Annotated in this window: 12 protein-coding genes; 5 read left to right on the forward strand and 7 right to left on the reverse strand. The window is 63.5% G+C overall.

Annotated features, from left to right (window positions below; all coding sequences use genetic code 11):
* From VRZ08_RS24155 to rpsL, 4 genes are all read right to left on the reverse strand, one after another.
* The coding region (locus tag VRZ08_RS24155; RefSeq protein ID WP_240002540.1) for a GTP-binding protein at positions 1-127 on the reverse strand (127 nt) is incomplete at its 3' end.
* 38 nt (positions 128-165) lie between these two features.
* On the reverse strand, positions 166-2,238 hold the full coding sequence (gene fusA, locus VRZ08_RS24160; protein WP_414534155.1) for an elongation factor G: 2,073 nt from the start codon (positions 2,236-2,238) through the stop codon (positions 166-168).
* A gap of 30 nt (positions 2,239-2,268) precedes the next feature.
* The gene (gene rpsG, locus VRZ08_RS24165) at positions 2,269-2,739 is read right to left on the reverse strand and encodes a 30S ribosomal protein S7 (RefSeq protein ID WP_107345081.1); all 471 of its coding nucleotides are present in this window, start codon (positions 2,737-2,739) and stop codon (positions 2,269-2,271) included.
* A gap of 15 nt (positions 2,740-2,754) precedes the next feature.
* The gene (rpsL, locus tag VRZ08_RS24170) at positions 2,755-3,126 is read right to left on the reverse strand and encodes a 30S ribosomal protein S12 (RefSeq protein WP_008969396.1); all 372 of its coding nucleotides are present in this window, start codon (positions 3,124-3,126) and stop codon (positions 2,755-2,757) included.
* 919 nt (positions 3,127-4,045) lie between these two features.
* Here rpsL and VRZ08_RS24175 point away from each other — a divergent pair.
* Complete coding sequence (locus VRZ08_RS24175; protein WP_414534156.1) at positions 4,046-4,972, forward strand: hypothetical protein; 927 nt, start codon at positions 4,046-4,048, stop codon at positions 4,970-4,972.
* 77 nt (positions 4,973-5,049) lie between these two features.
* Here VRZ08_RS24175 and VRZ08_RS24180 read toward each other — a convergent pair whose 3' ends face one another.
* The gene (locus tag VRZ08_RS24180; RefSeq protein WP_414534157.1) at positions 5,050-7,182 is read right to left on the reverse strand and encodes a heavy metal translocating P-type ATPase; all 2,133 of its coding nucleotides are present in this window, start codon (positions 7,180-7,182) and stop codon (positions 5,050-5,052) included.
* Between the two features lie 65 nt (positions 7,183-7,247).
* Here VRZ08_RS24180 and VRZ08_RS24185 point away from each other — a divergent pair, with 65 nt between their 5' ends.
* Positions 7,248-7,649 (forward strand): MerR family transcriptional regulator, encoded by a 402-nt coding sequence (locus VRZ08_RS24185; protein WP_164572566.1) that lies wholly within the window; start codon positions 7,248-7,250, stop codon positions 7,647-7,649.
* Positions 7,650-7,791: 142 nt separating this feature from the next.
* Here VRZ08_RS24185 and VRZ08_RS24190 read toward each other — a convergent pair whose 3' ends face one another.
* A complete protein-coding gene (locus VRZ08_RS24190) occupies positions 7,792-8,613 on the reverse strand; it encodes an AraC family transcriptional regulator (protein ID WP_414534158.1) in 822 nt (273 codons plus the stop codon).
* A gap of 135 nt (positions 8,614-8,748) precedes the next feature.
* Here VRZ08_RS24190 and VRZ08_RS24195 point away from each other — a divergent pair, with 135 nt between their 5' ends.
* The 3 genes from VRZ08_RS24195 (at position 8,749) to VRZ08_RS24205 (ending at position 12,272) form a co-directional block, all read left to right on the forward strand.
* Entirely contained in the window at positions 8,749-9,444 is a 696-nt protein-coding gene (locus tag VRZ08_RS24195) for an O-methyltransferase (protein WP_414534159.1), read from the forward strand.
* Between the two features lie 100 nt (positions 9,445-9,544).
* On the forward strand, positions 9,545-9,727 hold the full coding sequence (locus VRZ08_RS24200; protein WP_414534160.1) for a hypothetical protein: 183 nt from the start codon (positions 9,545-9,547) through the stop codon (positions 9,725-9,727).
* 640 nt (positions 9,728-10,367) lie between these two features.
* Entirely contained in the window at positions 10,368-12,272 is a 1,905-nt protein-coding gene (locus tag VRZ08_RS24205; protein ID WP_414534161.1) for a CHAT domain-containing protein, read from the forward strand.
* A 152-nt stretch (positions 12,273-12,424) separates the two neighbouring features.
* Here the strand turns inward: VRZ08_RS24205 and VRZ08_RS24210 are convergent, their stop codons facing one another.
* Positions 12,425-13,633, reverse strand: coding sequence for an MFS transporter (locus VRZ08_RS24210; RefSeq protein ID WP_414534162.1), 1,209 nt, complete (start codon positions 13,631-13,633; stop codon positions 12,425-12,427).
* Between the last annotated feature and the right edge of the window lie 26 nt (positions 13,634-13,659).

Consider the following 13,659-nt stretch of genomic DNA (forward strand, 5'->3'; position numbering starts at 1 on the left):
TCGCACCGCCCGTCTCCGCCAGAACCTTGGTGATCGCCGCCGTCAGCGACGTCTTGCCATGGTCGACGTGACCGATCGTCCCGATGTTGCAATGCGGCTTCGTACGTTCAAACTTTGCTTTGGCCATTGCTCTCTCCGTTCAGTCGCGGCTTACACCTGCGACAATCAGGCAAACTTCTTCTGGACTTCAGCCGACACGTTGGCCGGCGCTTCCGCGTAGTGGTCGAACTGCATGGTGAAGTTCGCCCGGCCCTGGCTCATCGAGCGCAGGTTGTTGACGTAGCCGAACATGTTCATCAGCGGCACCATCGCGTTGATCACGTTGGCATTGCCGCGCATGTCCTGACCCTGGATCTGGCCACGCCGCGAGTTCAGGTCGCCGATGACCGAACCGGTGTAGTCTTCCGGGGTCACAACTTCGACCTTCATGATCGGCTCGAGGAGAACCGACTTGCCCTTCTGCAGCGCTTCGCGGAACGCGGCACGAGAGGCGATTTCGAAGGCCAGCGCCGACGAGTCGACGTCGTGGTACTTACCGTCGACCAGCGTCACCTTGACGTCGACCACCGGGAAGCCCGCGACCACGCCCGAAGACAGCACGCTCTCGATGCCCTTTTCGACACCCGGGATGTACTCCTTCGGCACCGCACCGCCGACGATCTTCGATTCGAAGATGTAACCGGCGCCCGGCTCGGTCGGCTCGACCACGAAGCTCACCGCAGCGAACTGACCGGTACCACCGGTCTGCTTCTTGTGGGTGTAGTCGACTTCGGCCCTCTTGGTGATGCGCTCACGGAACGCCACCTGCGGCGCACCGATGTTGGCGTCCACCTTGTAGGTGCGCTTCAGGATGTCGACCTTGATGTCGAGATGGAGTTCGCCCATGCCCTTGAGGATGGTCTGGCCGGACTCCTGATCGGTCGACACCCGGAACGACGGATCTTCCGCCGCCAGCTTCGCCAGAGCGACGCCGAGCTTTTCCTGGTCCGCCTTCGACTTCGGCTCGATCGCGATCTCGATCACCGGCTCCGGGAATTCCATCTTTTCGAGGATCACCGGGTTGGCGGGATCGCACAGCGTGTCGCCGGTGCGAGCTTCCTTCAGGCCGGCCAGCGCGACGATGTCGCCGGCATAGGCTTCCTTGATGTCTTCGCGGTTGTTGGCGTGCATCAGCAGCATGCGGCCGATGCGCTCCTTCTTCTCGCGGGTCGAGTTCACCACGCCGGTGCCGCTCTGCAGGATACCCGAGTAGATGCGGCAGAAGGTGATGGTGCCGACGAACGGGTCGTCCATGATCTTGAACGCGAGCAGCGCGAGCGGCTCCTTGTCGTCCGCCTTGCGCACGACTTCGTTGCCCTTGTCGTCGGTGCCCTTGATCGCCGGCACGTCGATCGGCGACGGCAGGTAGTCGACCACGGCGTCGAGCAGCGGCTGCACGCCCTTGTTCTTGAACGCCGAGCCGCACAGCACCGGATAGAACGCACCGGTCAGCACCGCCTTGCGGATCAGGCGCTTGAGGGTCGCCTCGTCCGGCTCGTTGCCTTCGAGATACGCAGACATCGCGTCGTCGTCGAGCTCGACGGCGGCTTCGATCATCTTCTCGCGATATTCCTTGGCCTGGTCGAGCAGCTCGGCCGGGATCTCGGCGTCTTCGAACTTCGCGCCCAGCGACTCGTCGTTCCAGACCACAGCCTTCATGCGGACCAGATCGATCACGCCCTTGAAGTTGCTCTCCGAACCGATCGGCAGCTGGATCGCCACCGGCTTGGCGCCGAGGCGGTCGATGATGTCCTGCAGGCACTTGAAGAAGTCAGCGCCGGTCTTGTCCATCTTGTTGGCGAAGACGATCCGCGGAACCTTGTACTTATCGCCCTGGCGCCACACGGTCTCGGTCTGCGGCTCGACGCCCTGGTTGGAGTCGAGAACGCACACGGCACCGTCGAGCACGCGCAGCGAACGCTCGACTTCAATGGTGAAGTCGACGTGGCCGGGAGTGTCGATGATGTTCAGACGCTTGCCGTTCCAGAACGCGGTCGTCGCGGCCGACGTAATGGTGATGCCGCGCTCCTGCTCCTGCTCCATCCAGTCCATCGTCGCGGCACCTTCGTGCACTTCGCCGATTTTGTGGCTCTTGCCGGTGTAATAGAGGATGCGCTCGGTCGTCGTGGTCTTGCCGGCATCGATGTGGGCCATGATGCCGAAGTTGCGGTAGTCCTCGATGGCGTGAACGCGGGGCATAGCGTCTTCCTTGATTCCGTTGCTTCGCCGTTACCAGCGATAGTGCGAGAACGCGCGGTTGGCTTCCGCCATCTTGTGCACGTCTTCACGCTTCTTCACCGCGTTGCCACGGTTGTTCGACGCATCGAGCAGTTCAGCCGACAGCCGCTCGGTCATGGTCTTTTCGTTGCGGCCGCGGGCGGCGGCGATCAGCCAGCGAATGCCCAGAGCCTGGCGGCGGGTCGAACGAACTTCGACCGGGACCTGGTAGGTCGCACCACCGACGCGGCGGGAGCGAACCTCGATGGTCGGCATCACGTTGTCGAGCGCCTGCTCGAACACACCGAGCGGCGGCTGCTTGGTCTTGGCTTCGATCAGGTCGAACGCACCGTAAACGATGCTTTCGGCGACCGACTTCTTGCCGGCGTACATCACCGAGTTCATGAACTTGGTGACAATGATGTTCCCGAACTTCGGATCGGGAAGAACTTCGCGCTTTTCGGCGGCGTGACGACGGGACATGGATGCTCTCCCCGCTTACTTCGGACGCTTCGCGCCGTACTTCGAACGGCGCTGCTTACGGTTCTTGACGCCCTGGGTATCGAGGACGCCGCGGAGGATGTGGTAGCGCACGCCCGGCAAGTCCTTGACGCGGCCGCCGCGGATCATGACCACCGAGTGCTCCTGCAGGTTGTGACCCTCACCCGGAATGTAACCGATGACCTCGAAGCCATTGGTCAGACGCACCTTGGCGACCTTACGCAGCGCCGAGTTCGGCTTCTTCGGCGTCGTGGTGTAGACGCGGGTGCACACGCCGCGCTTCTGCGGCGATTGCTGCAGCGCCGGAACCTTCTTGCGCGACTTCTGCACCACGCGCGGATTTGCGATCAGCTGGTTGATCGTCGGCATCTTCGCCTTCACCCTCAAGCTTCGCGCGAAACCGGTCAGTCGGTTTCGCAAATTCGTTCGGAGCTACCCGCTCCAGCGGCCGCCCTGCTCGACCGGACCAATCGTCCGATCACGCAAAGCGAAATCGCGCCAGCCACCCATCGCTGAGCGGAAAGCGCTTCCACGCAACAGAGGACCGCAGCAAAGACCGGGCAGCTTTCCGCTGACCGGTTCCTACCGAGGTCATGCTTCCAAAACCGTCCTTGCCGAGAAAGAGCTCGAAAGAACGCTTAATGTCCTGGCATTGCCTGGCTTATGTCGACAGCGTTTGAGCGTCTTGGGTCGAGGGTGGTGCCCGTAAGTCCTTGAAAGGACGGCCCGGGTTGTCCGTTCCGACGTTGGCGACGCTCACCGCCTGTCTTGAAGTGGGCGGGTTGTATCGGCGGACCTATCCTAAGTCAAGGCAAAACAGCTGCCAGATGACGGTTCGGCGACGACTTTCTACTACCTCCCCGACCGTCGTGAAACGCCGATGAAATGGGACGTTCTGGCATCCCGCTCCGGCCGCGCTGGAGCTCCGATTTCGGCCTCGACGACCGGCTCGCGGGATGCGGATCGGCATCTCGCGGGACCTGATTCATAGAATCGTGAGCAATCGGCCGAGCGATTCCGTACCGACTCGGCGACGGATTCGCGCTCCCTTGGCGTCTCGATTCGAGACAGCCGACCCCCGCTCAGGCTTTCCGAGGGATACAACGGTATTTTAGTACGCGCACTGCGCCCGCAGACCTACGAGATGGGCGCGCCGGTTCGCCGGGAGCGTCGCGGGGCGGCACGATCCACAGACCGGCCGCCGCTCCGGATTGCCGGCACCAGTGGCGCTATGGCTAAGTGGCCGCCGGGGCGCCGTGTCGGCCGGCCGCGGGATGCGTGGAAACAAATGGCGGGTTCGGGGCGAGATCGGTCACTGCCGCAGCCTTGGCGCCGGGTGGCGGCGATCGCCATCGCCGCCGGCGCGCTGCAGTTCCTTGCCGGCCCGGCCTTTGCGGCCGACGACGATGACGACGACGAGACGCCGGCTCAGACCTACCCCAATATTTACTTCGACTTCCGCACCACCTACGGGCGCACCCCGGCCGGAACGCTCTCGATCGGGTTTTCGAACCCGACCATCGCCGTGCTGTCCCGCCTGCGCGAGCTGGCGGCGCTGCCGCCGCTGCAGGCGCCGACGCTGCCGGCGAGCCAGAGCGTGGAACTCGACGTGCCGCTGACGATCGACGTCAATGACCGGGTCTCGCTGTACGGCGGCTTCAGCACCACCACCAGCAACAGCGGCGCCGGCTGGAGCTCGGTCGACATCACCAGCTGGAACGTCGGCGTCCAGGCCGACATCTATCGCCAGGATGGCGGCTCGCTGCCGACCCTGACGCTGCAGACCACCCTCACCCGCTCGGTGCCGAGCGGACCGCTGGCCACCACCTCGCTCAATACCATCCTGGAGGCGTCCTACGCGTTCGACGCCGACGAGACCCGCGGCGTCCTCGCCGGCGTCCAGTTCACCACCACGGCGATCGACGCCGACCGCGCCGCGATCCATCCCAACACCGTCGGCTGGCTCGGCGGCTACTATCAGTGGGACAACAACTGGAAGCTGACCGGGCGCGCCGGCCTGCAGTCGTTCGGCGGCGCCGAATTGCTGCGCTTCACCCCGATCGACGCCTTCACCCAGCCGATCCTGCGCATCGATCTCGACAAGCTCGACGACAACGACAACCGCCTGTTCGGCATCACCGCGCAGGTGGCATGGACACCGAAGCCCGCGTATCAGCTCACGGTGCGGACGCCGCTGTATCTGACAAAGAACTGAGGCGGCCCGCGTCGTCGAGCAGGCGCGCGCAGACAGCACGCGGCAGCTGCCGAGAGTCTTAAAGCCCGCACACCGCATCAATTCTCTGACGCCCGCCACCGAAGTAATCTGAGGGCATTTGCGGTGACCAGCACGGTGGCGCCGGTGTCGGCGAGGATCGCCATCCACAGCGTCGTCACGCCCAGCAGGCTGGTGGCGAGAAACACCGCTTTCAGCCCGAGCGCGATCGAGATGTTCTGCCAGATGTTGCCGAGGGTCGCCTGCGACAGCGCGATCAACTCCGCGACGCCATGGGCGCGATCATTCAGCAGCGCCGCGTCGGCGGTTTCCAATGCCACGTCGGTTCCTCCGCCCATGGCGATGCCGACGGACGCGGCCGCCAGCGCCGGCGCATCGTTGATGCCGTCGCCGACCATCGCGACGGGAGATACTTCCTTCAGGCGACTGATCTCGGCGAGCTTGGCGTCGGGCAGCAGCTCCGCGCGGGCCTCCATGCCGAGTTGGCCTGCGATGGCCTGCGCAGTTCGTGCGTTGTCGCCGGTCAGCATCACCACCGCGATGCCTTTGGACGTCAGTTGCCGCAACGCTCCTGCCGCATCCGGGCGCGGCTCGTCGCGCACCGCAATCGCTCCCTCGCAGGCGCTTCCAGAGATGAGGACCACGACCGTCTTGCCCTCACGCTCGAGGCCCGAGATCGTCGTCGCAAGCGCCGGCGGGATCGTGGTCCGTTCGGCAGCAAAGCGCGGAGATCCGACGAAGGCGAAGCCGTCTTTGAGACGCGCGGAGATCGCCTTGCCTGGCACCGCCTGACTTCCGCCGAACACCACGGGCAGCTGCAAGGCACGTGCCTTCGCGGCGCGGACGATCGCCTGCCCGATCGGATGACTGGTGTTGCCTTCGACCGCCGCGGCGCGCGCGAGCACGGCGTCGTCCTGCTGACCAATGACCGACACCACGTCGGTCACCTGAGGCTGCCCCAGCGTCAACGTGCCGGTCTTGTCGAAGGCGACGGTCTTCACCTTGCCGAGCGTTTCGAGCACAGCACCGCCCTTGATCAGCAGCCCTTTGCGAGCCCCCACCGCAAGCCCGGAGGCAATCGCGGCCGGGGTCGAAATCACGAGGGCGCATGGACACGCGATCAGCAGCGTGGCCAGGCCGCGATAGATCCAGGTCGCCCAATCCTCGCCGAAGCCGAGCGGCGGCACGATGATGACCAGGAGCGCCACCAGCATCGCGGCGGGCGTGTACCACCGGCTGAGACGATCGATCATCCGTTCCGTCGGCGCTTTGCTCTCCTGCGCTTGTTCGACGAGGTGGATGATGCGCGCGATGGTGTTGTCGGCGGCCGCATTCGTCGTCTCGATGCGCAACTCGCCGTTCGCATTGATGCTGCCGGCATAGACGTGATCGCCGACCGCCTTGGCGACCGGCACGGACTCGCCGGTGATCGGCGCTTCGTTCACGTCGGAATGTCCGTCGAGGACCTTGCCGTCCGACGGGATGCGGTCGCCGGGACGCACCACCACGACATCGCCGATCATCAGGTCGGCGGCCGGAATTTCCTCGACCTGGTCCGAGCCGTCGCGCAGCCGTCTCGCCGTGCGTGGCACGACGTCGGTCAGCGCTTCAATGCCCGCTCGTGCGCGCCCCGCTGCGAACGTCTCCAGCCATTCGCCAACGTTGAACAGAACGATGACCACGGCCGCTTCCTCAGCCTCACCGATCATGACCGCGCCGATCGCCGCAACGGTCATCAGCGTTTCGATGCTGAACGGCGATCCCGAACGTGCGCCGATCAAGGCCCGGCGTGCGATTGGGATCAGACAGACCGCGGCCGCGGCGGAATAGAGCCATCGCGCGTAGGCCGGAAACAGCTGCGCTAACGCGAACGCCAGAGCGAAAACCGCCGCTGCGATCATGACGGTTTGCAGCTTCGCGTCCTGCCACCACGGCAGCCGTTTTCGCTCGGCCCGGATGCTCCTGGGCGACGGCGCAATTGCCTCAGGTCGATAACCGAGCGAGCGAAGCTCGTCATCGATGGTGCTCGGCGAGATTCTGTCTTGATCGAACCGAAGCGCCAAGGTGGCAGCCGAATAGCTGACGCGGACATCCGCGACACCCGGCAGCCGCTGCATCGCCGTTTCGATCTTGAGCGCGCAGGAGGCGCAATCCATGCCCTCTACGCGAGTTTTGTAGGCGTTGGTCGCCATAGCGTCACCTCGACAAAGCGTTGTGACACCCCATATGCACCCTGTAGCAGCTACAGGGTCAAGACATGCAGGCGGACCATCTCGCAATCGGCGATCTCGGGCGTCAGACCGACACCAAGGTCGAAACCATCCGGTATTACGAGCGGATCGGATTGCTGTCGGCCCCCGCGCGCACGCCGGGCAACTACCGCGCCTACACGACCGAGCATCTCAACCGTCTGAGCTTCATCCGACGCGCCCGCGATCTCGGCTTTTCACTCGATCAGATTCGTGCGCTGCTCGATCTGTCTGACGACCGCACCCGCTCCTGTGATGCCATCGACGCCATCGCCAAGCAGCATCTGGCCGAAGTCGACCGCAAGATCGCCGACCTCAAGGCCCTGCGCCACGAGCTCGACCACATGATCACCCAATGCAGCTGCGGGACGGTCGCCGACTGCCGCATCATCGAAGCGCTGTCTCCGTAAAGCGCGCCGCGCTGCCGGCGCAGCAGAAGGCCGCCCTCACCTACGTCACCGCCAACTCGCTCCGCCGCTGCGGAAACGGCCGTAAGGTCGCCAAGATCAAAATCGCGGCGAGGCCCAGTCCCGGACGGGCCGATACCGCCAACTAAATCTCCGCGGCTCGGCCGGCAAAACGCTCCGCCATGTAGCGGCCCGGCGACGTGCCGAGCGTCTTGCGGAACATGGTGACGAAGCTCGGCACGCTTTCGTAGCCGAGGTCGGCGGCGACCTGCTGGATCGAGGCGCCGCCGGCCAGCCACTGCACCGCGAGCATGACGCCGAGCTGCTGGCGCCAGCGTCCGAAGCTCATCCCGGTTTCGCGGCTGATCAGCCGCCCCAGCGTCCGCTCGCTCAGGCCGGCGCGCGCCGCCCAGCCCTGCAGCGAGCCGCGTTCGGCGGGCGCGGCCATCATCAGGTCGGCTAAAGTGCGCAGCCGCGGATCGGACGGCATCGGCAAATGCAGATCCTCGATTCTGGCTGCGGCGATCTCGTCGAGCAGCACCGCGACCAGACGCGAAGCCGCTCCGTCCTCGTCGTACAGCAGCGGCAGCCTGACGGCCCGGAACAGCAGTTCACGCAGCAGCGGCGTCACCGAGACGGTGCAGCAGCGCTGCGGCAATCCCACATCGATGCCGGCGGCGACGAACGCCGCATAGCCTTCGAGCCTGCCGGTCGCGGTGATCGCATGCAGCGTGCCGCCTGGGATCCAGACCGCGCTACGCGGCGGCACGATCCACAATCCGCCGTCCACCCGGCAACTCAGCGCACCAAGCTGCACCAGCAGGATCTGCGCCTTGGCATGGCAGTGCCTGTCGAGCTCGACCGAACCGATCATCTCCGACGCCATGCCATAGGCCACCACCGGCCGCGCGACGTCGTCGGGTTCGGTCCAGTCGGCCGCAGCGGAGCTGTCGGTGAGAAGTGGCATGAGCCAGCCTACCGCGCCGCTTGGCGTGAATGGATAACAATCTGTCTAAGCTGCGTAATGACGCCAACGGGACCTCCCTTTACTTACGCGGACAGCCCAGACCGAAACCATCTCGGCCTACCGAAAGGGACCTGCATGACATCGCTGAACAGCACGCGCGTCGCAGAGACGCTCGACAAACTCCACGCAGAGGCCGAGGCCGCGGACCATGATTTCGGGATCGAGTTCATGGCGCGGCTGGAGGCGTCCGGGACTTCGGTCGAGGAAGCTGTGGGTGAGCTGATCGCCGCCGAACGCTCGGACTACCGGGCGGCGTATCGCGATCACGCCGAACACTTTCTGGCGGTGTCGCCGGCCTATGGCCGCTTCCTCTATGCGATCGCGCGTGCCCGCAGGGCGACCCGGATCGTCGAGTTCGGCACATCGATGGGAATATCGACGATCTACCTCGCGGCTGCGCTGCGCGACAATGGCGGCGGCCGGCTGATCAGCTCCGAGATCGAGCCCACCAAGGTCGCGCGGGCGCGGGCTCACCTCGACGCGGCGGGGCTGGCCGACCTGGTGGAGATCCGCGAAGGCGATGCGCTCAACACGCTGCAGGACGTCGGCAGCACCGTCGATGTTCTCTCGATCGACGGCGCGTTCTCGCTGTATCTGCCGGTGCTCAAACTGATCGAGCCGCGGCTGGCACCCGGCGCCGTGATCCTCGGCGAGAACGCGTTTGCGCAAGACTATCTCGATTACGTCCGCGCTCCCGCCAACGGCTATTTCTCCCGCTCCCTCGACATCGACGAAGGCCGCGGTAACGAGCTCACCGTGCGGGTCGGGTGACGCCAGCCGGCAGAGCAGCAAGCCTGAACGCCGCGAGGCTCAGCATCGCGGCGAGGCCAACGGCGGAGGAAGCGAGCGACATCGGCTCGGAGCTGGAGGCGTGATCAAGGATCGGCGCGGCGAGCAACGGCCGGTCGCCACACCGAGACTGGCGACGTTCGATTCTTGCAAGATCGACGACACCGACAACCGCCTATTCGGCATCACCGCGCAGGTGTCGCGGGCAGCAACGCCGGCCGATCAGCCGTTGGTGCGGACGTTGTTGCATCTGACGAAGAACTGACAAGGTAGGTCCGCTTGCGTTTAGAACCGGCACCAAAGCGGGAGCGCGACGGATGGAGCAATGGGCCAAAAGCGCAATTTCGCATCCAGACGCCAAATGCGATCGTGCCTGCCACAGACGGTCTCAGTTGGAATTACCTGCATCTTTTAATCGCGACCGAGCCTCAGTCGGCTCATCCCGGTGGCTGCAACAACACGGCGATGCAAGGTAAGCGCCACTAAATGAACATAAGGCGTCACTCATGAAACCCGGAATCCCTAACAAGCAGCGCGCTTGTTAGATTTTCGAATAGGGGGGAGCTTGGATTTAAACCACAGCATATTCTACATCGTCGTCGTGCCCGACGGTCGGCCCGAGCAAGCTTCCATCATGCAGGGTTTTGCACGGAGCCTTACGCGCAGCGCCGGACTGGTCAGAGCCGCAAGCTACTTGCCGTCAACTGTCTTTGATCTAACCAAAGATGGGCAGGACACGCTGATTGCGCGTCGGGTAGCGGGCCAGAACCCCGTAAATTGGTTCGGCCAGACTCCGCGGGCCATCAAGTCATTTCCGATCGCGCCGATTACGCCCTTTACCGTTATTCTCCTCGGACCGGAACAGGATCCTCGCGATTATGACGAATGGATTTCGACCTGCCCCCGTGGAGCCGACCATCGTCGCGCAGAAGGGAGGTCACATCACCTACGAAGAACTGACCCCTGACGGGCTTCAGAAGCGGTTCCTCGCGGTGATCGATAAGCTTCCTGCAGAGATCGATGCCGATTCAATCGCCGAGGCGAGGGAGTTCCTCGAAAATTGGGTGGAACTGCCTAATCGCGACATCGGCTATCACGTCGGGGGGCACAACAGCATCAGTCCTAACCTTATGGTTATGGCAAGTGTGGGGTACCGCAATGTCGTTGATCGTGAATTTGACGATACCGAGAGCGGAAATGCGCCCTATATCGACCAGATTGTGAAGACGTCACGTAGCGTTCTTGACCTTCGCACTGGCAATGGCCATCGGCATATACATCGCATATTCCACCCAACGCTCGACCTCAATCTCTACGCGCCCGCTATCTATTCGCTATTCTTTGATTTACCTGCACCGCCTAACCTGACCGACGACGAACGAAGGCGTTTCGTCCTAGTGAAGGAAGCAATGCAACGGCAGACTGGATACAATTACTTCAATGCAAGCGAGAGGGCTAAACGCGCACTTCACAACTTAGACCTGAAAACCGGCAAACCGATAGAAGGGCGTCCGCCCCACCTTCATATCCTAATGGGCATGAGGCGTGATGAACTCAATATCGGCACCGACGCCGTAGCAGCTCTGGCGACATCCGAGTTTGCGCCGGTAATCCGCCTGCCGAACGACGTCAACCGCACGGGAGGCCTCGTACGGACATTCGCGCAGCAGTACCGTGCCGCGGGCACAACAGCGAGGAAGCGTCTCCTCGCCTTCCGGCAGGTGCAAGAACGGATGAAAACCGCCGTACCCGGCGAATTCATCGAGTTCATCCAGGGCGCGAACATCGGTGTGCGCGTTATCGCGGACGCACATGTCGAGTGGCTTGACATCGACGGACTGCCTCTTTGCATCCGTAAAGATACCGCGAGGGTGCCTGTTACTCCGGGAAATCTCTTCATAGGTGAGGTCGGCATGAAGCCGCCAATCCTTTTGGCACCCAAGGAACTTCAGCACGTCCTTGTCATCAGCGCTCTAAAGCGGGATGACCCGATCGCGGGAATGTTCGATATCGCCTTCGATGCCTTCAGCAAACACTGGAAGAAGAACCTTAAGATCGAACACGCCGACGTTTCGAACGCCGACGAACTTGTCGCCGCAATCAACGCCTTCGAGGGCCAAGTCTTGGTCTTCGATGGACACGGCGCCCATAAGGACAATGAGCCGGCCTCGCTCTACCTGAAGGACGAAAAAATCGACGTTTGGACTCTGCGCGAACGAATTACACGGGTGCCGCCGATCGTGCTTCTCAGCGCATGCGACACACATGCCGCCGATCGTAATCATGCAACGGTTGGCAATGGCTTTCTCGCACTGGGCGCCCGCGCGGTCCTGGCGTCGGTGTTTCCTCTCTTTGCGCCGGCCGCAGCCTCTTTCATTGCACGTCTCCTCTACCGAATCTCAGCCTTCGTTGAAGTCGCCATTAAGATCCGACAGCGGTCGCTGACCTGGCTTGAAATCGTCAGCGGCATGATCCGGATGCAACTGCTTAGCGATCTTAACCACGCCCTTAAGGATGCTAAACTAATCAATCGCCAAGTCTATTTGGACGTCGGCGCGCGAGGTAACGCGGCAATCAATGGCGAGCACGAAGACCCCTTTGCTGCAATCCTCAAGATGTACGAAGAAAATGGGATTCCGAGGGACGATCTTGATCGCGTATTCGAACTGGCGATCGCAAACTCAAGCGCGATAAGCTACCTACACTTGGGACGACCAGAGACAATCCTTGTTGACTTGCCTGAGCGGATAGAACAGCAGCTTCAGGAAATGACCCAGAAGCACGCCCTGATGCAGGAGCAGTTCTCCTAAATGCCAGTTGCGCCGTGTATTGGCTCCATTAGCTGAGCAAACACTGTTGAGTGGTGCCCGGGCGGGACTACTCACTTAAGCGTATCAGCGAAATGTCGCGGACGGTGCGACGGGGGCAAACTGTCTCCTATGTACAGTCCGTTCGCCCTCACCTACGCCACTGCCAACTCGCTCCGCCGCTGCGGGAACGGTCGGAAGGTCGCCAGGATCAGCATTGCGGCGAGGCCCATGCCGCAGGAGGCGAGATACATCGGCGCGTAGCTGCCGTAGGCATCGTAGATCAGCCCGCCCAGCACTGGTCCGGTCGACATGCCGAGGCTGCCGGCCATCGCGGTACCGCCGACGATCGTGCCCATCATCCGCAGCGGAAAATTCTCGCGGATGATCACGGCGTAGAGCGGCATGGTGCCGGCATAAATGAAGCCGACCGCGACGGCGACGGCATAGAAGCCGCCGAGTCCGCCGACGAAGGCGTAGGCCAAAACGCCGAGGGCCTGCGCCAAGAGCCCGATGACCAGCACACGCTGGGCGCCGAAGCGGTCGCCGGCAAGGCCGAAGCCGAGCCGGCCGAACATGCCGGACAGCCCCTCGACGCTGTAGATCGAGGTCGCGGCGATCATCGGAATGCCGCAGGTCACCGCGTAGCTGACGGTGTGGAAGATCGGGCCGGAATGGGTGGCGCAGCAGAAGAAATTCGCCAGCATCAGCGTGACGAATTGCGGCGATCGCACCGCCTGCTTGAGCGTCAAGTCGTCCTGCGCATCGGCGGAGGCAACCTCAGCGCCACCCATTTCGAGCGCCGGCGGCCGTCGCACCAGCAGCGCCGCGGGGATCATCAGTGCGGCGGTGATCGCCGCGATGATCAGCATCGCGCCGCGCCAATCGTGGATCGTCACCAGCCATGCCGCCAGCGGCGCCATCGTCAGCGGCGCCATCCCCATGCCGGCGGAGACCAGAGACACCGCAAGGCCGCGTCCGGTGTCGAACCAGCCGGTGACGCAGGCCATCATCGGCGCGAACACCGCGGCGGTCGCAGCACCGACCAGCATGCCGAACAGCGCCTGAAATTCGATCAGAGCCCCTGCGCGGCTGGCGAGCGCGAGGCTGGCGGCGAGCACCGCCGAGCCGGTCAGCACGACGGGGCGCGGGCCGAACCTGTCCGACAGATTGCCCCACAGCATGCTGGCGGCGGCCATCGCCAGGAAGCCGATGGTCATCGCGGTCGAGATGCCGGTGACCGACCATCCGGTGTCCTGCGACATCGGCCGGATCAGCACCGGCAGCGAGAACATCGCGCCGGCGGCGACGCAGCCGAGCACGCCGCCGGCCGCAACGATCACCCAACGATACGAATGGTTCATGGCTGTTCCCATGTTGCGCGAGCGTT

This window comes from Rhodopseudomonas sp. G2_2311, assembly GCF_047501505.1.
GTDB lineage: Bacteria > Pseudomonadota > Alphaproteobacteria > Rhizobiales > Xanthobacteraceae > Rhodopseudomonas > Rhodopseudomonas palustris_H.

Coding starts and splice junctions, on each gene's coding strand:
- VRZ08_RS24195 (WP_414534159.1), top strand. CDS start 8,749: ATGACATCGCTGAACAGCACGCGCGTCGCAGAGACGCTCGACAAACTC.
- VRZ08_RS24190 (WP_414534158.1), bottom strand. CDS start 8,613: ATGCCACTTCTCACCGACAGCTCCGCTGCGGCCGACTGGACCGAACCC.
- VRZ08_RS24210 (WP_414534162.1), bottom strand. CDS start 13,633: ATGAACCATTCGTATCGTTGGGTGATCGTTGCGGCCGGCGGCGTGCTC.
- fusA (WP_414534155.1), bottom strand. CDS start 2,238: ATGCCCCGCGTTCACGCCATCGAGGACTACCGCAACTTCGGCATCATG.
- VRZ08_RS24185 (WP_164572566.1), top strand. CDS start 7,248: ATGCAGGCGGACCATCTCGCAATCGGCGATCTCGGGCGTCAGACCGAC.
- rpsL (WP_008969396.1), bottom strand. CDS start 3,126: ATGCCGACGATCAACCAGCTGATCGCAAATCCGCGCGTGGTGCAGAAG.
- VRZ08_RS24180 (WP_414534157.1), bottom strand. CDS start 7,182: ATGGCGACCAACGCCTACAAAACTCGCGTAGAGGGCATGGATTGCGCC.
- VRZ08_RS24175 (WP_414534156.1), top strand. CDS start 4,046: ATGGCGGGTTCGGGGCGAGATCGGTCACTGCCGCAGCCTTGGCGCCGG.
- rpsG (WP_107345081.1), bottom strand. CDS start 2,739: ATGTCCCGTCGTCACGCCGCCGAAAAGCGCGAAGTTCTTCCCGATCCG.